The 20,630-nt window shown below is 72.0% G+C and carries 19 protein-coding genes; 12 read left to right on the top strand and 7 right to left on the bottom strand.

The window, feature by feature from the left end:
* Nucleotides 1–73: 73 nt before the first annotated feature.
* Entirely contained in the window at nt 74–1,201 is a 1,128-nt protein-coding gene (locus REH65_RS05665; protein ID WP_406691573.1) for an NAD/NADP octopine/nopaline dehydrogenase family protein, read from the top strand.
* Here the strand turns inward: REH65_RS05665 and REH65_RS05660 are convergent.
* From REH65_RS05660 to REH65_RS05650, 3 genes are read right to left on the bottom strand one after another with little or no spacing between them, the layout of a single operon-like run.
* Complete coding sequence (locus REH65_RS05660; RefSeq protein WP_406691572.1) at nt 1,131–1,976, bottom strand: SDR family NAD(P)-dependent oxidoreductase; 846 nt, start codon at nt 1,974–1,976, stop codon at nt 1,131–1,133. The two genes, REH65_RS05665 and REH65_RS05660, sit on opposite strands and share 71 nt — an antisense overlap.
* Nucleotides 1,973–2,878 carry an alpha/beta fold hydrolase gene (locus tag REH65_RS05655; protein WP_406691571.1) on the bottom strand — a complete coding sequence of 302 codons (906 nt, stop codon included), beginning with the start codon at nt 2,876–2,878 and terminating at the stop codon, nt 1,973–1,975. Before REH65_RS05655 ends, REH65_RS05660 begins: the two co-directional genes overlap by 4 nt.
* The gene (locus REH65_RS05650) at nt 2,875–4,368 is read right to left on the bottom strand and encodes a flavin-containing monooxygenase (protein ID WP_406691570.1); all 1,494 of its coding nucleotides are present in this window, start codon (nt 4,366–4,368) and stop codon (nt 2,875–2,877) included. The genes REH65_RS05655 and REH65_RS05650 overlap by 4 nt, the downstream gene beginning before the upstream one ends.
* Before the next feature lie 102 nt (nt 4,369–4,470).
* Here REH65_RS05650 and REH65_RS05645 point away from each other — a divergent pair, with 102 nt between their 5' ends.
* A complete protein-coding gene (locus tag REH65_RS05645; protein ID WP_406691569.1) occupies nt 4,471–5,706 on the top strand; it encodes a PucR family transcriptional regulator in 1,236 nt (411 codons plus the stop codon).
* A gap of 15 nt (nt 5,707–5,721) precedes the next feature.
* Here the strand turns inward: REH65_RS05645 and REH65_RS05640 are convergent, their stop codons facing one another.
* Both REH65_RS05640 and REH65_RS05635 read right to left on the bottom strand, forming a co-directional pair.
* Nucleotides 5,722–6,810, bottom strand: a complete 1,089-nt coding sequence (locus REH65_RS05640) for a glycoside hydrolase family 27 protein (protein WP_406691568.1) — start codon at nt 6,808–6,810, stop codon at nt 5,722–5,724.
* Nucleotides 6,811–7,066: 256 nt separating this feature from the next.
* Nucleotides 7,067–7,222 (bottom strand): hypothetical protein, encoded by a 156-nt coding sequence (locus REH65_RS05635; RefSeq protein WP_406691567.1) that lies wholly within the window; start codon nt 7,220–7,222, stop codon nt 7,067–7,069.
* Nucleotides 7,223–7,366: 144 nt separating this feature from the next.
* On the opposite strand from REH65_RS05635, the gene REH65_RS05630 reads away from it, so the two are divergent.
* From REH65_RS05630 to REH65_RS05605, 6 genes are all read left to right on the top strand, one after another.
* Nucleotides 7,367–8,329 carry an NAD-dependent epimerase/dehydratase family protein gene (locus REH65_RS05630; protein WP_406693092.1) on the top strand — a complete coding sequence of 321 codons (963 nt, stop codon included), beginning with the start codon at nt 7,367–7,369 and terminating at the stop codon, nt 8,327–8,329.
* A gap of 108 nt (nt 8,330–8,437) precedes the next feature.
* A complete protein-coding gene (locus tag REH65_RS05625) occupies nt 8,438–10,075 on the top strand; it encodes a carbamoyltransferase (protein ID WP_406691566.1) in 1,638 nt (545 codons plus the stop codon).
* Nucleotides 10,072–11,616: an HAD-IIIA family hydrolase gene (locus REH65_RS05620; protein WP_406691565.1), complete on the top strand. Its 1,545-nt coding sequence runs from the start codon at nt 10,072–10,074 to the stop codon at nt 11,614–11,616. Before REH65_RS05625 ends, REH65_RS05620 begins: the two co-directional genes overlap by 4 nt.
* Nucleotides 11,613–12,845 carry a glycosyltransferase gene (locus tag REH65_RS05615; RefSeq protein ID WP_406691564.1) on the top strand — a complete coding sequence of 411 codons (1,233 nt, stop codon included), beginning with the start codon at nt 11,613–11,615 and terminating at the stop codon, nt 12,843–12,845. Before REH65_RS05620 ends, REH65_RS05615 begins: the two co-directional genes overlap by 4 nt.
* Nucleotides 12,842–13,417 (top strand): SIS domain-containing protein, encoded by a 576-nt coding sequence (locus REH65_RS05610; protein WP_406691563.1) that lies wholly within the window; start codon nt 12,842–12,844, stop codon nt 13,415–13,417. The genes REH65_RS05615 and REH65_RS05610 overlap by 4 nt, the downstream gene beginning before the upstream one ends.
* A complete protein-coding gene (locus REH65_RS05605) occupies nt 13,414–14,343 on the top strand; it encodes a glycosyltransferase family 9 protein (RefSeq protein ID WP_406691562.1) in 930 nt (309 codons plus the stop codon). Before REH65_RS05610 ends, REH65_RS05605 begins: the two co-directional genes overlap by 4 nt.
* A 1-nt stretch (nt 14,344) precedes the next feature.
* Here REH65_RS05605 and REH65_RS05600 read toward each other — a convergent pair whose 3' ends face one another.
* Nucleotides 14,345–15,406 (bottom strand): NAD-dependent epimerase/dehydratase family protein, encoded by a 1,062-nt coding sequence (locus REH65_RS05600; RefSeq protein WP_406691561.1) that lies wholly within the window; start codon nt 15,404–15,406, stop codon nt 14,345–14,347.
* 105 nt (nt 15,407–15,511) lie between these two features.
* Here REH65_RS05600 and REH65_RS05595 point away from each other — a divergent pair, with 105 nt between their 5' ends.
* Both REH65_RS05595 and REH65_RS05590 read left to right on the top strand, forming a co-directional pair.
* The gene (locus tag REH65_RS05595) at nt 15,512–16,648 is read left to right on the top strand and encodes a hypothetical protein (protein ID WP_406691560.1); all 1,137 of its coding nucleotides are present in this window, start codon (nt 15,512–15,514) and stop codon (nt 16,646–16,648) included.
* Between the two features lie 57 nt (nt 16,649–16,705).
* Nucleotides 16,706–17,893, top strand: a complete 1,188-nt coding sequence (locus REH65_RS05590; RefSeq protein ID WP_406691559.1) for a zinc-dependent alcohol dehydrogenase — start codon at nt 16,706–16,708, stop codon at nt 17,891–17,893.
* 14 nt (nt 17,894–17,907) lie between these two features.
* Here the strand turns inward: REH65_RS05590 and REH65_RS05585 are convergent, their stop codons facing one another.
* Nucleotides 17,908–19,185: an acetyl-CoA carboxylase biotin carboxylase subunit family protein gene (locus tag REH65_RS05585; RefSeq protein WP_406691558.1), complete on the bottom strand. Its 1,278-nt coding sequence runs from the start codon at nt 19,183–19,185 to the stop codon at nt 17,908–17,910.
* A 105-nt stretch (nt 19,186–19,290) separates the two neighbouring features.
* Here REH65_RS05585 and REH65_RS05580 point away from each other — a divergent pair, with 105 nt between their 5' ends.
* The gene (locus tag REH65_RS05580) at nt 19,291–19,680 is read left to right on the top strand and encodes a DUF2267 domain-containing protein (RefSeq protein WP_406691557.1); all 390 of its coding nucleotides are present in this window, start codon (nt 19,291–19,293) and stop codon (nt 19,678–19,680) included.
* A gap of 80 nt (nt 19,681–19,760) precedes the next feature.
* A complete protein-coding gene (locus REH65_RS05575) occupies nt 19,761–20,627 on the top strand; it encodes an SDR family oxidoreductase (RefSeq protein ID WP_406691556.1) in 867 nt (288 codons plus the stop codon).
* The last annotated feature ends 3 nt before the right edge of the window (nt 20,628–20,630 follow it).

The following is a 20,630-nucleotide window of genomic DNA, read 5'->3' as shown; positions in this document are numbered from 1 at the left end:
GATTTCCGGGAACTGCGCGCGCGGTGCATCCGACCACCTGGACGTGGGTTCGATCGCGAGGGGAGTTGCTGCGGTGGACGAGATCGGCGTGATCGGGGCGGGCGGTGAAGGGCTGGCCGTGGCCGCCGCCCTGTCGGAACGCGGGCATCGGGTGCGGTTGTGCACCCGAGAACCCGCGCGGGTGGGAGGAATTCGGGAATCCGGGGCGATTCGGGCGTCCGGGGAGATGTGGGGCGTCTTCCCGATCGCTCAGGTCACCTCCGACCCGGCCGAGCTCGCGGAGCGCTGCTCGGTGCTGGTCGTCGCCGCGATCACCACCGCCTACCGCGAGATCGCCGAGTCGCTGGCGCCGCACCTCGCCGAGGATCACGTGGTCGTGCTGTTCTCCGGGAAGTTGTGCGGCTCAGCGGAATTCGCCGCCGCGCTGCGCCGCCTCGGGGCTCCTCGGGTCGACGTGGTGGAGACCGACGCGCTGTTCGCCGCCCGCCCCGACGGCGACGACGGCGTGCGCGTGCTCGGCGCGAAGCGCTGGAACCTGATCTCCGGAGCCACCCCCGGTGCCGTCGACCGGCGTGCGCCGATGATCCGGGAGTGGTTCCCGCAGCTGGAGATCGCCGACAACCTCGTCCACAGAGGACTCACCGACTTCGGGGCGGTCGCGCACGCCCCGATCGCGCTGGCCAACCTCGGCACCATCGACCGGGGCGAGGAGCTGCTGTTCTACCTCGACGGCGTCTCGGACCGGACGGTCGCGCTGGTGGACCAGGTCGAGCAGGAGTTCCGCGCCGTCGCAGGGGCGTACGGCGCGCGGCTGACCCCGATGCCCGAGGTCCTCGACCGCTACTACGGCTGCACCACGACGGGCCTGCTGGAGGCCATGCGCAGCGCCGAGCCCTACCGGAGCATCCTCGCGCCGGGCTCGCTGGACCACCGCTTCCTGCACGAGGACATCGCCTCCACGCTGGTCCCGCTGGAAGCCCTGGCCGAGCGCGCGGGCGTGCCCACGCCGATGGTCGGCTCGATCATCACCGTGATGTCCACGCTCGCCGGGAAGTCCTTCCGCCGCAGCGGGAGGACCCTGCACCGGCTCGGGTGGGCGGAACTCACCGGCGAGCAGCTCCGCCGGGAGCTCACCCCTGCGAGAAGCGCCGGCGCTCGAACTTCGCCGCCAGCGCCGGGTAGAACCGCGGCAGCAGTCTGACCAGCAGGTCCACCAGCTTCGCGTCGTTGCCCACCAGCACCCGCTCCTTGCCCGCCTCGACGCCGTCGACGACGATGCGGGCGGCCTGCTGCGGCGGCATCTTCAGCAGCTTCTCGTTGTAGGTGCGCACCCGGGCCTCGTCCTCGGGCGTCACCTCGCCGCGCCGCCGCGCCTCCTCCAGCCCGGCCGAAGCGATGTTGGTGCGCACCCCGCCGGGATGCACCACCGTCACCTTCACCGGGTGCCCGGCCATGAGCATCTCGGCGCGCAGGCTCTCGGTGAACCCGCGCACCCCGAACTTGCTGGCGCAGTAGGCGGTGCTGCGCGGCTGGCCCATGATTCCGTTGAGGCTGGAGACGTTGACCAGGTGACCGTCGCCGGAGTCGATCAGGTGCGGCAGGAACGCCTTGCTGCCGTGGATCACGCCGAACAGGTTGACCCCCAGCACCTCGTCGTAGGTCTCCCAGTCGTTGTCGGCGACCGCGCCGCCCGCCGCGATGCCCGCGTTGTTGTAGACCTGGTGCACCGCGCCGAAGTGCGCCGCCACCGAGGTCGCGTAGGCCTCCACCGCCTGCCGGTCGCTCACGTCCAGGCGAGCCGAGTGGGCCTCGACGCCCAGCGCCGCCAACCGCTGAACGGTGTCGGCCAGGCCGTTCTCGTCCACGTCCGACACCGCCAGCCGGGCGCCCCGGCGGGCCAGTTCGAACGCGACCTCGCGCCCGATGCCCGAACCCGCGCCCGTGACCACGGCGACCTTGCCGCGCACCTCGCTCATCCGGCCGTCTCCTTCGCCGCAGTGCCGATGTGGTCGGTGGTCATCGCCACCAGCCGGTCGATGAGACCGGGCGCGATGTGGTGCCCCATGCCGTCGATCTCGACGTAGCGGGCACCCGGGATCGCCGCCGCCGTCGCGCGGCCGCCGCTGACGTGCACCATCCGGTCGGTGTCGCCGTGGATCACCAGCGTCGGCGCGGTGATCCGCCGCAGCTCCGCGGTGCGGTCACCGCTGGCGTGGATCGCGCCGATCTGCCGCGGACGGCCCTCCTTGGCGCGAGCGCCGCCGCCGCGCTCCCACAGCCCGGCCGCCCAGGCGCGCTCCAGGTCGTCGTCCGGCGGGAACGAGGCCGAGCCGATGTGCCGCAGCATCCACAGGTGCCGCTCCACCGACTCCTCGACGGTGTGCGTCGGGCCCTTGGCCATGCGCACCAGCGTCGACCGCGCGGGCTGCCCGATCCCGCGCGCACCCGTGGTGGAGAAGATCGAGGTCAGCGAGCCGACCCGGTCGGGGTGCCGGGCGGCGATCGTCTGCGCGATCATGCCGCCCATCGACATCCCCAGCAGCTCCACCCGCTCCAGGCCCAGGTGGTCGAGCAGGCCGACCGCGTCGGCGGCCATGTCGCCCAGGTCGTAGGAATCCGGCCTGGGCCGGGCCAGCAGCTGCCGCAACCGCCCCGGTGGGGGAGCGTCGATGCGCGACGAGCGGCCCGCGTCCCGGTTGTCCAGCCGCACCACCCGGAAACCGCGCTCGGTGAAACCGTCGACGAACCGCTGCGGCCACGAGGTGAGGTCCAACCCCAGGCCCGCGATCAGCACCAGCGGCGTGCCGTCGGCCGGGCCGTCCACGCGGTAGCAGATCCGCGGCCCGGCGGGCAGGTCGACGAAGAGGTCCTCGCTCACCGCGCCACCGCCTCGGTCTTGGCGCGGGCGAAGCGCAGCTCCGGATCGGTGACGCTGTCCGAGCGCAGCAGCTTGACGTCCGAGTGGTAGCTCAGCGACGTCAGCCACGGCATCCGATCGCCCTGCTTGGGCAGCTGGTCCACAGCGCGCTGGATGTAGCCGGCCCCGAAGTCCAGGAAGGGCCGCTTGGGCATCGCCGGGTCGCTGGGCTCGGGACGGCAGATGTCCAGCCCGTAGTGGTCCATGTGGGTCAGCAGCCGGCAGAAGTGCTCGCACAGCAGGCCGATCTTCAGCGTCCACGAGGAGTTGGTGTAGCCGATCGCGAAGGCGAAGTTCGGCACGCCGGAGAGCATCATGCCCTTGTAGGCGACGGTGTCCGGCAGGCTCACCGGCTCGCCGTCGACGGCCAGCGGGATCGCGCCGAAGGGCTGCACGTTCAGGCCCGTCGCGGTGACGATGATGTCGGCCTCGATCTCCGCGCCGGAGGTCAGCTTCACGCCCCGCTCGGTGAAGGTCTCGATCCGGTCGGTCACCACCGAGGCATCGCCCCGCCGGATCGACCGGAACAGGTCGCCGTCGGGCACCGCGCACAAGCGCTGGTCCCACGGGTCGTAGGGCGGGTTGAAGTGCGTGTCCACCGGATAGCCCTCGGGCAGCGCCTTGGCGTTGATGAAGCGGATCAGCTTGCGCGCCGCCTTCGGGAAGCGCTGGCAGAAGCTCCAGATCAACCGCTGCTGCACGATGTTCTTGCGCCGCGCGATCGCGTACCCGCGCTCCGGGCCCAACAACCGGCCCGCGATGTTGGCCACGGCGTCCTTCTTCGGCACCGGCATGATGTAGGTCGGCGTGCGCTGCAGCATCGTCACGTGCGCCGCGGTGTCGGCCATCGCGGGCACCAGCGTCACCGCCGTCGCGCCGCTGCCGATCACCAGCACCTTCTTGCCCGCGTAGTCCAGGTCCTCCGGCCAGTGCTGCGGGTGGATGATCGGACCCGTGAAGCGCTCGCGGCCCTCGAAGTGCGGCGTGTAGCCCTCGTCGTAGCGGTAGTAGCCGCCCGCGCTGAAGATCCAGTTCGCGCTGAGCCGGTGCCGCTGACCGGTCTCGGGGTTCTCGACGTCGACGACCCAGCGCGCCTGGTCCGTCGACCACTCCGCACCGACCACCTGGTGGTGGAAGCGGATGTGGGAGGTCAGGTCGTTCTCGGTGATCGTCTCGCGCAGGTAGTTCAGGATGCGCGGCGCCGAGGCGATCGACTCCTCGTCGCGCCACGGCTTGAACTCGTAGCCGAAGGTGTGCAGATCCGAGTCCGAGCGGATGCCGGGGTAGCGGAACAGGTCCCACGTGCCGCCCGAGGCGCCGCGCGCCTCCAGGATCGCGAACGTCTTCGCCGGGTGCGAGGTCTTGAGGTAGCGGCCTGCGCCGATGCCGGAGATGCCTGCTCCCACGACGAGCACGTCGAGGTGCTCGACCGGGGTGTCGGTGGTGGTCACTGCTGGTTGCTCCCCCGCGCGGACGGACTGCTGGTACTGCTGTGAGCATGCCCGCGACGGGCAGGGTTGCGCCACAGCGACGTGCACCAGGATCATGCGGTGATGGTGCACAACGCTGCGTCCGAGTGGCCGAGGTTGTCGCCGCGCGTGCGGGAGCTGTTCCGGCGGGGAGCCGAGATCGCGCTCCGCCCGCAGGCCGAGTGGATCGAGGAGCTGCACGCCGCCGCGCTGGGCGGGGCCAGGGTCCGGCTGGTCGCCGAGGATCCGGCGCTGGCCGCTGCCACCCGCCGGGCCAACCTGGCCAACTTGCTGCACTGGGCGGCCGCCAACGTCCAGGACCCCGGGCGCCGGGTGCCCGCCAACACCGGCTCCGAACTGCTCGAAGCCTCTCGCGATCTGGTGCGGCGAGGCCTGGACGAGACCGCGCTGGACGCCTACCGGACCGCGCAGAACGTCGCCTGGCGGCGCTGGATCGAGATCGTGTTCGGCCTCACCGACGACCCCGGCGAGCTGCGCGAACTCCTCGACGTGTCGGCCTTGTCCATCGCGACGTTCATCGACGACACGGTCGCCGCGGTCAGCGAGCGGATGCAGCACGAGCGCGACGAGCTCACCCGCGGCGCGCACGCCGAGCGCCGCGCCGCCGTGACGCTGCTGCTGGAGGGGGCGCCGATCGGCCGGGATCGCGCCGAGAACCGGCTCGGCTACCGGCTCTCCGGGCCGCACACCGCGGCCATCGTCTGGAGCGGCGCTGCAGGCTCCGAGCAGGTCGAAGCCGCCGCGGAGGAGGTCATGCGCGCGGCCGGGGCCGATCACCGGCTCACCGTCATCGCCAGCGCCGCCGCCACGTGGGTCTGGCTGCCCGTGGCCACCGCGCCGCCCGTCGAGGAGCTCGCCGCGCGGCTGGCGGAGCACCCCGACGTGCGGGTCGCCGTCGGCAGGCCCGGCGACGACGTGGAGGGCTTCCGCCGCAGCCACCTCGACGCCGCGACCACGCAGCGCATGGTCGCCCGCCTCACCTCGCCGCAGCAGGTCGCCCGCTACCAGGACGTGCAGCTGGTCTCGCTGCTGACCAGCGAACCGACCCAGGCCGAGGAGTTCCTCGCCGACACCCTCGGAGACCTCCGGCACGCCGACGCCGACACCCGGACGGCGGTCCTGACGTACGTCCGCGAGCTGGGCAGCACCACCCGCACGGCCGAACGCCTCTACACCCACCGCAACACCGTGGTCCGCCGCCTCGCCCGCGCAGACGAGCTCCTCCCGCGCCCCCTCGCCGAGAACGCCCTCGCGGTGGCCGCGGCCCTCGAAACCCTCCACTGGCGCGGCACGGGCTGACCGCCCGGACCCGGGTCAGCTTCTGGGGCTGATGCGGAGGAGGAACGCGCCGTGCGAGGGGACCGGTGCCGCGATCTCACCGGTGGTGGTGGTCTCGGTGCGATGCCAGAGGTCGCGGACGGTGTGGGTGGAAGCGTCGGAACCGATCCCGTCGGTGGAGGTCGTGATCATGGCGGTTCGGGGACCCCGGTTGAACAGGGCGACCGCCTTGTCGCCGTTGGCCAGGGGCTTCACCCAGACCTCCTCGTCGCCGTCGTCGCGGACCGGAGTGCCCTGCTCGCCGAGCTCGTCCTGATCGACCGCGATGACCTCGCGGTTGGTGAGGATGTCACGGATGTGGGGCGGCATGGCGCGGACGTCGTTGCCCGCGATCAGCGGTGACGCCATGATCGACCACATGCTGAAGTGGGTCACCGCCTCGGTGTCGGTGAGGCCCGCGAACTCGTCGACGTCGTGGACCCCGACCTCCAGCATGTCCGGGTCGTTCCACGCACCCGGTCCGGCGTGGTCGGCGAGCTCCCGGTTGAAGTCGATGATGTCGATGACGCCCATCGGGAAGACTTGGTGCTGCCGGTTTCCCGCACCGGTCGGATGTCGTCGGTGGTGCGCCATAGGTGTACCGATCTCCGGTGCCCACTCCCACGGCGCGCTCTCGCCCGACTCGCACACCGAGTACACGATCGGCCGCCCCGTGGCGCGCAGCGTAGCGCTCGGTGGCCGGGATGTGCCCTGGTTGTGGCAGTTGTCGTACTTGAGGGAGTCCACGCCCCACTCGGCGAAGGTCCGCGCGTCGGTCTCCTCGTGGCCGAGCGCGCCGGGGATGCTGTCCGCGCAGGTCCGCGTGCCCGCGCTGGTGTAGATGCCGAGTTCGAGGCCGCGTTCGTGCACGTAGTCGGCGATCGCCTTGATGCCGCTGGGGAAGCGCTCGTGGTGGGCCTGCAGCTCGCCCGCCGCATCGCGTTCGGGCTCGGCCCAGCAGTCGTCGATGTTGACGTAGCGGTAGCCCGCGTCGCGCATTCCCGACGAAACAAGGGAATCCGCGGTCTCCCGGGTCAACTGCTCGTTGATGTCGCATCCGAAGGTGTTCCACGAGTTCCAGCCCATCGGCGGCGTTGCGGCGAGGTCGTCCTGCGGGGCTCCGCAGGCCGCGGGCAGAACGGAAGGAATGTGGTCACGGCGGCACCGGCGGCCACCCGTGAGGCTCGGCGCAACGTCATCGGATCTCCGCTCTCCGCAGCACAGGTCACCAGACGACACGCGACTGAACAGAAATGAACAACTGTCCATTCGGGTGAAAAGTTCGGGAGAGCGGAAAAGGGCGGCCGCGGACGGTTTTCCGCGGTCGCCCTGCAGACGGCTGTCAGAACCAGTGGGCGCGTCCGCCGATGGCGTGGCCGGTGGAACCGGCGATGGCGAACACGGCCCCGAGCACCACGGCGACGATGCCGAGGACCCAGATGATCTGGACGCCGGTGAGATAGCCGACGACGAGGAGCACGATTCCCAGCGTGATCATGAGGTTCGTCCTTTCCTCCGGCGTACCGTCCTCCCCGGTTACCCGCGGGCGGCGATCTCTACTCCCCGGGGTCCGCAACGTTTGCCGACCGCGCCGGTGGGGGAAGCCTGCGGGGCGTCCGGCGAGAGCAGGGGAGGGGTCGTGGTGGCGTGGGTGTTCGACCGCGCCGTGGTGACCGGCGGTGCCGGGTTCCTCGGCGCGCCGATGTGCGCAGAGCTGCTGCGCCGCGGCACCGAGGTGCACTGCCTGGACAACTTCAGCACCAGCGCGACCGACAACGTCCGGGAGCTGCGGTCGGATCCGCGGTTCGAGCTGGTCGAGCACGACATCGCCCGCGAACCCTTCCACGCCGGGAACGTCGATCTCGTGGTGCACCTGGCTTCGCCCGCCTCGCCGGTGGACTACCTGCGGATGCCGGTCGAGACCATGCGGGCCGGCAGCCACGGCACCGCGCACGCGCTCGATCTCGCGGAGCGCGCCGGGGCGCGCTTCCTGCTGGCCTCCACCAGCGAGGTCTACGGCGATCCGCTGCAGCACCCGCAGCGCGAGGACTACTGGGGCAACGTCAACCCGGTCGGGCCGCGCGCCGTCTACGACGAGGCCAAGCGCTACGCCGAGGCGCTGACCTCCTGCTACCGCGCGCACCGGGGCGTTGACACGCGCATCGTGCGGGTGTTCAACAGCTACGGTCCGGGTATGCGCCCCACCGACGGGCGCTTGATCTCCACCTTCATCACCCAAGCGCTGGCCGGTGAACCCATGACGGTCAACGGCGATGGAGGACAGACGCGTTCACTGTGCTATGTGGACGACACCGTGCGCGGCCTGCTCGCTGCGGTCGCTGGTGAGCGAACCGAGCCGGTCAACATCGGCAGGCCCGACGAGATGACCGTGCTGGAGATCGCCGAGCTCGTGCGATCGCTGACCGGATCGTCGTCGCCGATCACCCACCTCGCCGCCGTCGCCGACGAACCGACTCGCCGCTGCCCGGACATCACCGTGGCCGCGCAGCGGCTCGGTTGGCGGCCGCAGGTCGACGTCGCGGAGGGGCTGCGCCGCACGATCGACTGGTTCGCCGCGCGTCCCGCCACCGCAGCGGTCGGCTGAGGATTTTCCTTGTGCGGCACAGCGAACTCCTCGACCCGGTGTTTACGAGCCGCTGCACGGGGTAGCGGTACGGGCAGGAAACCCCGCGCCCACGACGGGAGGACGACCGTGCGAATCCTCGGGATCAACGCCGTGTTCCACGACCCGGCTGCCGCGCTCGTGGTCGACGGCCGCACCGTGGCCGCCGCGGAGGAGGAGCGCTTCTCCCGCCGGAAGCACGGCAAGGCGCCGGTCCCGTTCGCGGCGTGGGAACAGCCCGAGCAGGCCGCGGCGTGGTGCCTGCGCCAGGGCGGGATCGAGGCGTCCGAACTGGACGTCGTCGCCTGCTCCTACGACCCGGCGCTGGTGGACGAGATGCTGGGCGGGATCGACCCGGGATGGGAGTGGCTGCGCACGGCCTTCGCCGAGCGGGCACCGCACTTCCTGGCCACCGCGCTGCCCGGGCTGGATCCCGACTCGGTGGTGTGCGTGCCGCACCACGTCGCGCACGCCGCTTCCGCGGCGCTGGCCGCGCCGTTCGACGACTGCGCGGTGCTCACCGCGGATGGCCGCGGTGAGAGCACATCGGGCCTGGCCGGGCGTTACTCCGGAGGAGGGCTGACCACGCTGGCGGAGCAGCGGCTGCCGCACTCGCTCGGTCTGATGTACGAGGAGCTGACCGAGCACCTCGGCTTCCGCCGCTCCAGCGACGAGTACAAGGTCATGGCCCTGGCCTCCTACGCCGAACCCGCTTTCCTGGCGGACTTCCGCGAGCTGATCCGCAGCACCGGCGATGGCCACTACGAGATCGACCGGATCGACTGGCGGCGCTGGGCGCCGCGCCGATCGAGCCGGGAACCGCTGGGGGACAAGCACGCTCAGCTCGCCTCGAGCGTGCAGGCCCGGCTCGAGGAAGTGCTGCTCGAACTCGCGCGGTGGCTGCACGAGCACACCGGCGAACCCCGGCTGGCGATGGCCGGCGGGGTGGCGTTGAACTGCGTGGCCAACACCCGGATCGCTCGCGAAGGCCCGTTCGACGAGGTGTGGGTGCAGCCGGCGGCGGGCGATTCCGGCACCGCGCTGGGCGCGGCCCTGGAGCTCGCGGCGCGGCACGACGAGCCGATCGCGCCGATGCCCGGCGCCGACCTGGGCCGCGGGTGGAGCGACGAGGAGATCGAGAGCGCCTTGCGCGCGGCCGACCTCCCCTACGAACGACCGGACGAGGTCGCCGAGGTCGCCGCCGAGGCGCTGGCGCGCGACGAGTCGGTGGGCTGGTTCCAAGGGCGCAGCGAGTTCGGCCCGCGCGCGTTGGGCCATCGCTCGCTGCTCGCGCATCCCGGCAACGCGGACAACGTCGAACGCCTCAACGACATCAAGGGCCGCGAGCAGTTCCGGCCGGTCGCGCCGATGGTGCCGGCCGAGCGCTCCGCCGAGCTGTTCGACCGCGGACCCGAGCGCAGTCCGCACATGCTGTTCGTGCACGACGTGCGAGCCGAGTGGCGGGACCGGATCCCGGCGGCCGTGCACGTCGACGGCACCGCCCGCCCGCAGACCGTCGACCGGGACCGCGAACCGCTGCTGGCCCGGCTGCTCGACGCTTTCGCCGCGCGCACCGGCATCCCCGCGCTGATCAACACCAGCTTCAACACCGCAGGCCGGCCGATGGTCGACAGCCCGCTCGACGCCCTGGAGTGCTTCGGGGCGTCACCGATCGACCTGCTGGTCCTCGGCCCCTTCGTGGTCCGCCGCAGGGGTGAGCGCGCATGACCGCGCAGCACGGCGACTACACCGTGGTCATCCCGACCACGGGCCGCGACAGCCTGTCCGGGACGCTGGCCGCGCTCGACACCGGGCGCGGCCCCGGCCCCCGCGAGGTCGTGCTGGTCGACGACCGGCCCGAAGTGGACGCGCCGCTGCCGCTGCCGCGCGGCGAGCTGCCGATCCGCGTGGTGCGCTCCGGCGGGCGCGGGCCCGCGGCGGCGCGCAACATCGGCTGGCGGGAAGCGCGAACCGAGTGGGTGGTGTTCCTGGACGACGACGTGGTGCCCGCGGCCGGATGGCGCGAGCAGATCGAGGGCGATCTGGCCGTGGGCCCGGACGTGGGAGCCTGCCAGGGCGACATCGTCGTCCCGCTGCCGAGCGAGCGCCGCCCCACCGACGCCGAACGCGACACCGCCGCGCTCGCCGACGCGCTGTGGATCACCGCCGACATGGCCTACCGACGCGAAGCGCTCTCCGCCTGCGGGGGTTTCGACGAGGAGTTCCGCCGCGCGTTCCGCGAGGACGCCGACCTCGCGCTGCGGGTGCGGGCCGCGGGGTGGCGGCTGGTCCACGGCGCCCGCGTGACCAGCCATCCCGCGCGCCCGGCGGTTTTCCTCGCCAGCGTCCGCGCCCAGCGCGGCAACGCCGACAACGCCATCATGCGCCGCAAGTGCGGAAAGCACTGGCGCAGGACGATCGGAGAAGGGCCCGGACGGATCCGGGGCCACCTGGCCACCACGGCGGCCGGAGGCACCGCGCTCATCGCCTGGGCGCTGGGCGCGCACCGCACCGCCGCATGGGGCGCGGCGGTCTGGCTGGGGCTGACCGCCGAGTTCACCGCGCGGCGCGTCATCCCGGGGCCTCGCACTCCCGCCGAGGTGACGCGGATGCTCGTCACCAGCGCGCTGATTCCGCCCGCCGCCTGCCTGCACCGGTTTCGCGGCGAGCTGGAAGCCCGCGCGAGCAGGCCGCGCACGCCCGCCGCGGTGCTGTTCGACCGGGACGACACGCTCATCCACGACGTGCCCTACAACGGCGATCCGGCCCGGGTTCGACCGGTCCGCGGGGCGCGGGAAGCGCTGGATCGACTGCGGGTCGCCGGCATCCCGATCGGCGTGGTGAGCAACCAGTCCGGCGTGGCGCGCGGTCTGCTGCGCGACGAGGACGTCGCCGCCGTCAACGCCGCGGTGCAGCGCCGGCTGGGACCGATCGACACCTGGCAGTGGTGCCCGCACGACGACAGCGCCGGATGCGGCTGCCGCAAACCGAGATCCGGACTGATCGAACGAGCCGCCGCTCGGTTGCGGGTGCCGCCGAAGGCCTGCGTGGTCATCGGTGACACCGGCGCCGACGTCGCGGCGGCGCACGCCGTCGGTGCCAGGGCGATCCTGGTGCCCACCGAGCGGACCAGGACCGAGGAGACGACCAGGGCGCTCGTCGAAGCCGAGGTCGCGCCGACCCTCGAGGCCGCTGTCTCCCGCGTGCTGCGGGACGGCCGGGTGCGCGCGGCGACGCGGCGCCCCGCCCGGCAGGAGGTGCCGCGATGAGGATCGAGATGGTTTCCGAGCACGCCAGCCCGCTGGCGGCCCTCGGCGGAGCCGACGCGGGAGGCCAGAACGTGCAGGTGGCGGAACTGGCGACCGGGCTGGCCCGGCGCGGGCACGACGTCGTCGTGCACACCCGCCGGGACTCGTCGGCGCAACCCGAGCGGGTGCGCACCGACGAGGGGTTCACCGTCCGGCACGTGGCGGCCGGGCCGCCCGAACCGATGCCCAAGGACGAACTGCTGCCCCACATGGACGCCTTCGCCGCGCAGCTCGCCGAGACCTGGGCGAGCGCACCACCGGACCTGGTGCACGCGCACTTCTGGATGAGCGGACTCGCCGCCCAGCGCGGCGCCGCTGGTCTGGACGTGCCGGTGCTGCAGACCTTCCACGCGCTGGGCCGGGTCAAGCGGCGCGAGCAGGGCGCCAAGGACACCAGCCCGCCGCAGCGGACCGAGCTGGAGGCCCAGGTGGCCCGCGGCGCCGACCGCGTGATCGCCACCTGCACCGACGAGGTCGGCGAGCTCGCCGAGATGGGCGTGCCCCCGGAGCGCACCGCGATCCTGCCCTGCGGCATCGACCTCGACCGGTTCTGCCCGGCCGCGCCGCGCCGGCCGAAGCGCGGGCCCGCCCGGGTTCTCAGCATCGGCCGGCTGGTCGAGCGCAAGGGCGTGGACGTGATGATCCGGGCGATGCGCGAGGTCCCCGGAGCCCGGCTGCTCATCGCGGGCGGGCCTCCTGCGGCGGAGTGGGCCGACGACCCGGAGGTCAACCGGCTGCAGGCGGTGGCCCGGCAGGCCGGTGTCGCCGACCGAACCGAGTTCCTGGGGCAGGTCCCGCACGACGACGCCCCCGATCTCCACCGGTCGGTCGACGTGGTCGCCAGCGTCCCCTGGTACGAGCCGTTCGGCACCGTTCCGCTGGAGGCGATGGCGTGCGGTGTGCCGGTCGTGGTCAGCGCGGTCGGCGGGCACCTCGACACCGTCGCGGACCGCCGGACGGGGCTGCACGTGCCACCGCACGACCCGGCGGCGACGGCTCGGGCCGTGCGGGAGCTGCTGGACCGGCCGAGCCTGCGCGCGGAACTCGGGACCGCAGGCGCGCAGCGAGTTCGGGCCCGCTACGGGTGGGACCGGCTCGTCAGCGAAGCGGAGGACATCTACCACCAGGTGCGTTCGGCGCGGTCCAGGCGGACCGCGGTGACCGCCGCGGCGGGAGGGGGAGCACCGTGATCGAACAGCACTTCCAAGACCTGGGCGCAGCCGCGTGGCAGATTAGCTCCACGGCTCCGAAGCTGCGGAGCTGGGCGGGAACGCTCGCGGACCGCCTCACGTCCGGAGCGCGCTTGCTGGCCTGCGGAAACGGTGGCAGCGCCGCGGAAGCCCAGCACCTGTCGGGCGAGCTGACCGGGCGGTTCCTGCGCGACCGGCGACCGTACTCGGCCATCGCGCTGCACGCCGACACCTCGGCGTTCACCGCGACGCTCAACGACTACGGCGAGCAGGAGGTCTTCGCCCGCGCCGTGCGCGCGCACGGACGCCCCGGCGACGTCCTGGTCGTGTTGTCGACCAGCGGACGCAGCCAGAACGTGCTCGCCGCCGCCAAGACCGCGCGGGAGCTGGGCTTGCTGACCTGGGCGTTGACCGGACCCGTTCCGAACGATCTCGCCGCGGTCTGCGACGACGCGGTGGCGGTCGAGGCTCCCGGGGTGGCCACGGTGCAGGAGATCCACCTGTCGCTGATCCACGCGCTGTGCGCCGAGTTCGACGCGCTGACCGCTGAGAAGGACTCGGAAGCCCGGTGATCGCAACGCTTCTCGTGCTGCGCGCGCTCGGGCTGGGCGATCTGCTCACCGCCGTACCGGCGCTGCGCGGTCTGCGGCGCGCCCACCCGCAGCACCAGGTGGTGCTTGCTGCACCGGAACCGCTGGGCGCGCTTCTGGACCTGCTTCCCGAGCTGGACGAGTTGCTCCCCACACCCGGGCCGGCGGAATTCCGCTGGCAGCGGGGCGAACCGGACGTCGCGGTGAACCTGCACGGCAGCGGCCCGGAATCGGTGCGCGCGGTGTGCTCGACCGGGGCCCACCGGATCCTGTCCCACCGGCACCCGGCGGCGCCGCCGGGTGCCGGTCCGGCCTGGGAGACCGAGCAGCACGAGCGGCAGCGCTGGTGCCGACTTCTGCGGCACCACGACATCGACGCCGACCCCGAGGACCTACTGCTGCCGACGCCGCCGGTGGAGGTTCCCCGCCCGGGGGCCGTGATCGTGCACCCGGGTGCCAGTCACGGCGCCCGGTTGTGGCCGGTGGAGCGCTACGCCGAAGTGGCGCGCTGGGCCGCGGAATCCGGTTTCGACGTGGTGCTCACCGGTTCCGGCGCGGAGCGAGCACGCGCCTCGCGCGTGGTCGAGCTCGCCGGTCTCGCGCCGGAGGCGGTGCTGGCCGGGCGCACCGGGTTGCGCGAGCTGGCGGCCCTGGTCGCCCACGCCCGCCTGCTGATCTGCGGCGACACCGGAATCGCCCACCTGGCCAGCGCGTTCCGCACGCCGTCGGTGGTGCTGTTCGGCCCGGTCGCTCCCCGCTACTGGGGCCCGCCGGCCGACGACCGGCACATCGCGCTCTGGCACGGACGCAGCGGCGACACCTTCGCCTCCGAACCGGATCCGGGCCTGCTGGCCCTGACCACCGGGCGGGTTCTCGACGCCGCGCGGAAAGCCTTGCGGGCAGCGTGAATCAGGGTCGCTGGCCGACGCCGGTGCGCAGCTCCTGCACCCTGCCGCCCGGGCTCGACGAGCGCAGCGGTGGGGTGTCGTCGCCGGTGGCCGAGCGCAGGCCGCGCAGGAAGCCCGCGACGGTCGAGGTGGAGTCGTGCACCGGGGTCCAGCCGAGCTCCGTGCGCGCCTTGGTGGTGTCCATGACCGGCAACCGCATGAACGTCTCGAACAATCCCGGTGACGCGGGCACCAGGTGCAGGTTCCACGCGGCCGACAGCGCGCCGCGAACCAGCCACGGCGGTACCGGGATCGGTCGGGCGTCGAGGAGCTCGGCGAGCTCCGAGGCTTCGATGACCGGGTCGGCGGCGATGTTGAACGCGCCGGTGAGATCCGAGCGCACCGCGAGCCGGTAGGCCTGCCCCACGTCGTCGCTGTGCACGGCTTGGAAGCGCAGCCCTGCGGGCAGCGGGAACGCGGGCAGCAGCTCCGGGCGGGCCAGCCGGTTGGGCAGGAACGGCCCGATGAACAGGCGTCGCTGCTCCTCGGCGGACTCGGGTTTGAAGCAGAACGCCGTGCGCATCCGGACGACCTCGATGTCGGACCGCCGCTCGAAGGAGTCCAGGTACCGCTCCAGGTAGACCTTCTCGCGGCTGTAGGCGGCGTTCGGCCAGCCGTGCGTCGGCCAGGACTCGTTGACCGGCTGACGTCCGCGCCCGGGGGAGTAGGCGGCGATCGACGAGGCGTGCACCAGCTTGCGCACCCCGGCTGCGGCTGCGGCCTCGAACACGCGGATCGAGCCGAGCACGTTGTTGCGCCAGGTCGTCACCGGGTCGTGCGTGGGCTGGAACAGCCAGGCCAGGTTGACGACGGTGTCGGTGGAGGCGAACCGGCCCACCAGGTCGTCCTGGCAGATGTCGGTGCTCGACCAGTCGACGCCGGAGCCGAGCGCGGACGGTTCCCTCCGGGACAGCGCGGTGATCTCGACGTCCGGGTCCTCGCGCAGCGCCGCCACGACGCTGGTCCCGAGGTTGCCCGTCGCACCGACGATCGCGACTCGCCGGTCGTCTCCGGACGCAGCCATGCCCCACCTCCCGTGCTTCTGCGAGATCTCCCCCCTGGGCTTCCCCGCACGCGGACGCGCAAACGCCCGGGTTTCACCGCGCCCGGAGCTGGAAAGGTCCCGGTCGTGGCCACTGGTGAGACGATTTCTGCGGAACGCAGGCAGATCGCGATCGGCATCGTCGCCGACCCCGGGGTGCCCTCCGAGCTCGCCGAACGGCTCGCGCAGGAGATGCCCGACGAGCTGCGGGCGCGGGTCGCCGAGGACGTCGACTGGAGCGTGCGGACGAGCTCGGAGGAGCTCCCGCTGAGCGACGACGGCACCATCGACATCGTCGAGAAGGCCGCGGAGAAGGGGCGCAGCGAGCACTGCGACCTGCTGATCTGCCTCACCGACCTGCCGCGGGTGGCGCCGGCGGGCGCGGTCGTCGCCGATGCCGACACCGACAGCGGGGCGGCGCTGGCCTCCGTGCCGGCGATCGGCTGGATCCGGTTGCTGCCCTACGCCCGCCGGGTCGTGGTGCACCTGGTCGGCCTGCTCGCGCGGGAGACGTTGGGGCTCAAGGGCAGTCGCGAGGACGGTTACCACGCGGGCACCTGGGGGGTGTTCGGCGTCCGCATCCGCCAGGTCCCGTCCCGGGAGAGCACCATCGACGCGAACCTGGTGCTGCCGGGCTTGCCCGGCAGGATCCGCCTGCTGTTCGGCATGGTTCGCGACAACCGGCCTTGGTGGCTGGTACCGGGGCTGTCGCGCGCGGTCGCGGCCGCTTCGGGAACGGCGGCGTTCGGCGTGTTCTTCCCCAGCATCTGGAGCCTCGCCGCCAGCCTCACGGCGACGCGCCTGACCGCGGTCAACCTCTTCGCCGTGAGCGCGATGGTCGGCTGGCTGATCGTGCACAACGGGCTGTGGGAGCGTCCCGGCGGCAACACCGACGTGCACAAGACGCGGGTGCACAACGCCGCGATGCTGCTGACGGTGATCATCGGCGTGATCTGCACGTACGCGTTGCTGCTGGCGGTGACCGCGCTGGGTTCGGCAATCGTCATCAGCCCGGAGTACCTCAGCGGGCAGCTCGCCCACCACGCCGGACCGCTGGACTACCTGGCGCTGTCCTGGCTCGCCAGTTCGATGGGCACCATCGCCGGGGCGCTGGGATCGAGCCTGGAGACCGAGTCGGCGGTGCGGCGGGCCGCCTTCAGCAAGCGCGAGCGGGAGCGCCGCGCCCGGCGCCGCCGCGAGCAGCGCGAGACGAGACAGGTTTGACCCCTCCGCTGCGGGGCAATGCCGTCGGGTGACGACGATCCGCTGAGGAGGGCACTGGTGAGGGCACTGACCTGGCACGGTCCGCGGGACGTCCGAGTGGAGGACGTGCCCGACCCGAAACTGGAATCCGGTACGGACGCGATCATCCGCGTCACGAGCAGCGGTATCTGCGGTTCCGACCTGCACCTCTACGAGGTGCTGGCGCCGTTCCTCGACACCGGTGACGTGCTCGGGCACGAGGCGATGGGCGTGGTCGAGGAGACCGGTCCGGAGGTGTCGCACGTCGCGCCCGGCGACCGCGTCGTGGTCCCGTTCAACATCTCCTGCGGACGCTGCTGGATGTGCGAGCGCGGCCTGTTCGCCCAGTGCGAGACCACGCAGGTCCGCGACCAGGGCAGCGGCGCGGCGCTGTTCGGCTACACCCGGCTCTACGGCAGCGTGCCCGGTGGGCAGGCGGAGTACCTGCGGGTGCCGCAGGCGCACTTCGGTCCGGTCAAGGTGCCCGAAGGGCCGCCGGACGAGCAGTTCGTGTACCTCTCCGACGTGCTGCCCACCGCCTGGCAGGCCGTCGAGTACGCGGACGTGCCGCGCGGTGGCAGCGTCGTGATCTTCGGGCTCGGCCCGATCGGGCAGATGGCCGCGCGCATCGCCCGGCACCGCGGCTTCCAGCCCATCGCCGTCGACATCGTGCCGGAGCGGTTGAACATGGCGCAGCGGCACGGGATCCGCACCATCGACGCGAGCGAGCACGACGACGTCGCCGACGTGGTGCGCGAGCTCACCGACGGGCGCGGCGCCGATTCGGTCATCGACGCCGTCGGCATGGAGGCGCACGGCTCGCCGGTCGCCGAGCTGGGGCAGAAGGTCGCGAGCGTGCTGCCCGAGTCGATCTCGGAGCGGCTGATGTCCACCGCGGGGGTCGACCGGCTCTCGGTCCTGTACCAGTGCATCGACTGCGTCCGCCGCGGCGGCACGATCTCGCTCAGCGGCGTGTACGGCGGCATGGCCGACCCGATGCCGATGCTCACACTCTTCGACAAGGGAGTGCGGATCGCGATGGGGCAGGCCCACGTCAAGCGCTGGATCCCCGACCTGATGCCGCTGGTCGCCGAGGAATCCGACCCGCTGGGGGTCCGCGACCTGACCACGCACCGCATGCCGCTGGCGGACGCCCCGCACGGCTACGACATCTTCCAGCGCAAGGAGGACGGCGCGATCAAGGTCCTCCTCGAACCCCACTCCTGACCGGGAACGACCCCTCAGCGCTCGTCGAGGTCGAAGGGCAGTAGTTCGACGCAGCGGTCGAACCGGGCTCGCAGCTCGGACTCGTTGTCGGCGCCGAGGTAGACGGCGAAGAGCTCGTAGCTGTAGCTGTCCTGGGCCGGGAGCTCGGACAGCTGCCTGCCCTCCTCGGCGACGACGTCGACCGTGGCGCTGGGCACCTCCTGGTGCACGCGGTCGAGGTCCTCCGCGGAGGGCGTGCTCTTGACCAGGGCGTCGCGGAACGTGCGGTGGTACCACTTGGCGGCGATGCGGTGCTCGCCCTCCCGGCGCGGCATGGTCGGTTCCTCGCCTACCGCGAGCTGAACCATGGCTTGGTGGTTCGGCATGCCGTCGACCAGCTCGAACAGCGGGGCGTGCGATTGGGACAGCCGGGGGTTGATCTCCAGGACGTTGAGCGCGTCGGTCTCGGCGTCCCAGAAGAACTCGATGTTGAACGTCGAGGAGTCCAGCCCGATGTGCTGCATCACGTCGCGGCTGATGGCCACGACCCGCTCCTGGACCTCCTCGGGGATCCGCGAGGGGTACTGGTACCGCAGGAAGCTGGACGTCTCCGGGTAGCACAGCGAGTCGATGATGCCGTGCACGTGCGCCTCACCGCCGCTGCAGTAGCCCTCAGCGGTGACCTGCTCGCCCCGCACCGCCTCCTCGGCCAGGCAGGCCATGCCCCCGGCCTCGGCCACGGCGGGCGGCAGCTCCAGCATCGACAGCAGGAAGTCGAAGGCCTCACCGGTCCGGCCCATGCCGTCGCGGATCTCGGTGGCGGCGGCGCGCAGCTGCTCCTCGTCGTCGACCTTGAACGCCAGCGTCGACGAGTAGGACTTGACCGGCTTGAGCCACATCGGGAACCGAAGCCCCGGAGGCGCTTCCGGCTGATCGAGGTCGATGATCGCGAAACCCGGGTGCGCGTCGGTGACTTCGCGCTGCACCAGCCTGCTCCAGTACTTGTGCTCGCACTTGACCACGGATTCCAGGCTCGGTCCGGGCAGCCCGTTCTGAGTCGCCAGGATCGGCACCATCGAGCTGACCGGGAAGTCCCAGTACCCGACGATCGCGTCGATCGGACCGGAGAAGTCGTCGAGCTGGTTCTGGGCGAGCTCCAGCAGCCGGTCCAACCCGGTGTCGCTGTGCATCAGCTTCTCCTTGTCCAGCAACGGGTGGAAGCGGTACGGCTCCAGGTGGGTCAGCTCGCGCATCAGCGCCAGGTTGCGCTCGTCGGGTCCGAGCAGGAACACGTTCTTCGGCCTCTCAGTCACACCACCTCGCATACCCAGATCGTCTTGGCCTAATCCGGCTGTTTTCACCCGACGGCCGGTGGAAACCCTGAGGGCGACCACGCACGACCGCGACCGGGAGGAGTCATGCGGTACGACGAGTTCATCGCGAACGTGCGCCGCCTGGGCGAGTACGAGTCGGCCGAACGCGCCGAGCAGGTGACGCGGTGCGTGCTGGGCGTGCTGGGCGCCCGCATCACCGCGGGCGAAGCCGAGGATCTCGCCGCGCAGCTGCCCGGCGACCTGGCCGGCGCGCTGCGCGCGGAGGCGCGGTCCATGCCGGACCTGTCGCCGGAGGCGTTCGCCGGTGCCGTCGCGGCCCGCTTGGACGGCGCGAGCACGGAGACGGCGCGCTGGGACGTCAGCGCCGTGCTCACCACGGTCACCGAGAGCATCGACGGCGGCGAGCTCAACCACGTGCTCAGCCAGCTGCCCAGCGGCTTCGCCACGTTCTTCGGACACCCGGAACTGGCCTGACGCACCGACGAGTGGTGTGAGGCCACCCGCCGAGTGGGTATCCGGCCTGATGACGGCGACATGTCGATGTGGAGGACGTCATGGACCAACCGCCCCGGAGCGCACCGGCGCAGCAGCAGCAACCGCCCGGCACGACCGAGCCGATGGAGCCCTGGCCGCGCGACGAGATGCGCGAGTACGCCGGAGCGGGCCACCTCGCGGGCAAGCGCGCCCTGGTGGTCGGCGGCGACTCCGGCATCGGTCGCGCGGTGAGCATCGCCTTCGCCAAGGAGGGGGCCGACGTCGCCGTCGCCTACCTGGACCCGAGCGAGGACGCCGACGCCGAGCGCACCGCCGAGCTGGTGCGCACGCAGGGCAGGCACTGCTACCTGTTCCGCGGTGACGTCGCCGACGAGCACTACTGCACCAGCCTCGTCGAGGACGCCGCCGCGCGTCTCGGCGGCCTCGACGTGCTGGTCAACCACGCCGGGACCCAGGCGCCGCAGGACGAGATCGAGGCGATCAGCACCGAGCAGTTCACCCGGACCTTCGAGGTCAACGTCCACGCGGTGTTCTGGCTGTGCAAGGCCGCGATGCGGCACCTGCCGGAAGGCGGCGCGATCATCAACACCGGGTCGGTCAACGGCCTCCGCGGCAACAAGTCGCTGATGGACTACTCCGCCAGCAAGGGAGCCGTGCACGTGCTCACCAAGTCGTTCGCGCAAGCGCTGACGGACAAGGGGATCAGGGTCAACTGCGTCGCGCCCGGGCCGGTGTGGACACCGCTGATCCCGGCGACGCTCACCGAGGACAAGGTGGAGGGGTTCGGCGAGCAGACGCCGATGCAGCGCATGGCGCACCCGGACGAGATCGCTCCGTCCTACGTGTTCTTCGCCTCCGATCGCTTGTCCAGCTACTACACCGGCGAGGTGCTGGCCCCGGTCGGTGGCGAGACGCACCCGGGCTGAGGC

Origin of the sequence: Saccharopolyspora sp. ID03-671 (genome assembly GCF_045278815.1) — a bacterium.
Classification (GTDB): Bacteria; Actinomycetota; Actinomycetes; order Mycobacteriales; family Pseudonocardiaceae; genus Saccharopolyspora; species Saccharopolyspora ipomoeae.
Note: the sequence above shows the minus strand (reverse complement) of the source record. Positions and strands in the feature narration are given on the sequence as shown.

Bases quoted from the DNA above. Each gene is read 5' to 3' on its own strand.
- REH65_RS05660 (WP_406691572.1), bottom strand. From the start codon at position 1,976: ATGAGCGAGGTGCGCGGCAAGGTCGCCGTGGTCACGGGCGCGGGTTCG.
- REH65_RS05645 (WP_406691569.1), top strand. From the start codon at position 4,471: ATGGTGCACAACGCTGCGTCCGAGTGGCCGAGGTTGTCGCCGCGCGTG.
- REH65_RS05640 (WP_406691568.1), bottom strand. From the start codon at position 6,810: ATGGGCTGGAACTCGTGGAACACCTTCGGATGCGACATCAACGAGCAG.
- REH65_RS05635 (WP_406691567.1), bottom strand. From the start codon at position 7,222: ATGATCACGCTGGGAATCGTGCTCCTCGTCGTCGGCTATCTCACCGGC.
- REH65_RS05620 (WP_406691565.1), top strand. From the start codon at position 10,072: ATGACCGCGCAGCACGGCGACTACACCGTGGTCATCCCGACCACGGGC.
- REH65_RS05615 (WP_406691564.1), top strand. From the start codon at position 11,613: ATGAGGATCGAGATGGTTTCCGAGCACGCCAGCCCGCTGGCGGCCCTC.
- REH65_RS05600 (WP_406691561.1), bottom strand. From the start codon at position 15,406: ATGGCTGCGTCCGGAGACGACCGGCGAGTCGCGATCGTCGGTGCGACG.
- REH65_RS05580 (WP_406691557.1), top strand. From the start codon at position 19,291: ATGCGGTACGACGAGTTCATCGCGAACGTGCGCCGCCTGGGCGAGTAC.
- REH65_RS05575 (WP_406691556.1), top strand. From the start codon at position 19,761: ATGGACCAACCGCCCCGGAGCGCACCGGCGCAGCAGCAGCAACCGCCC.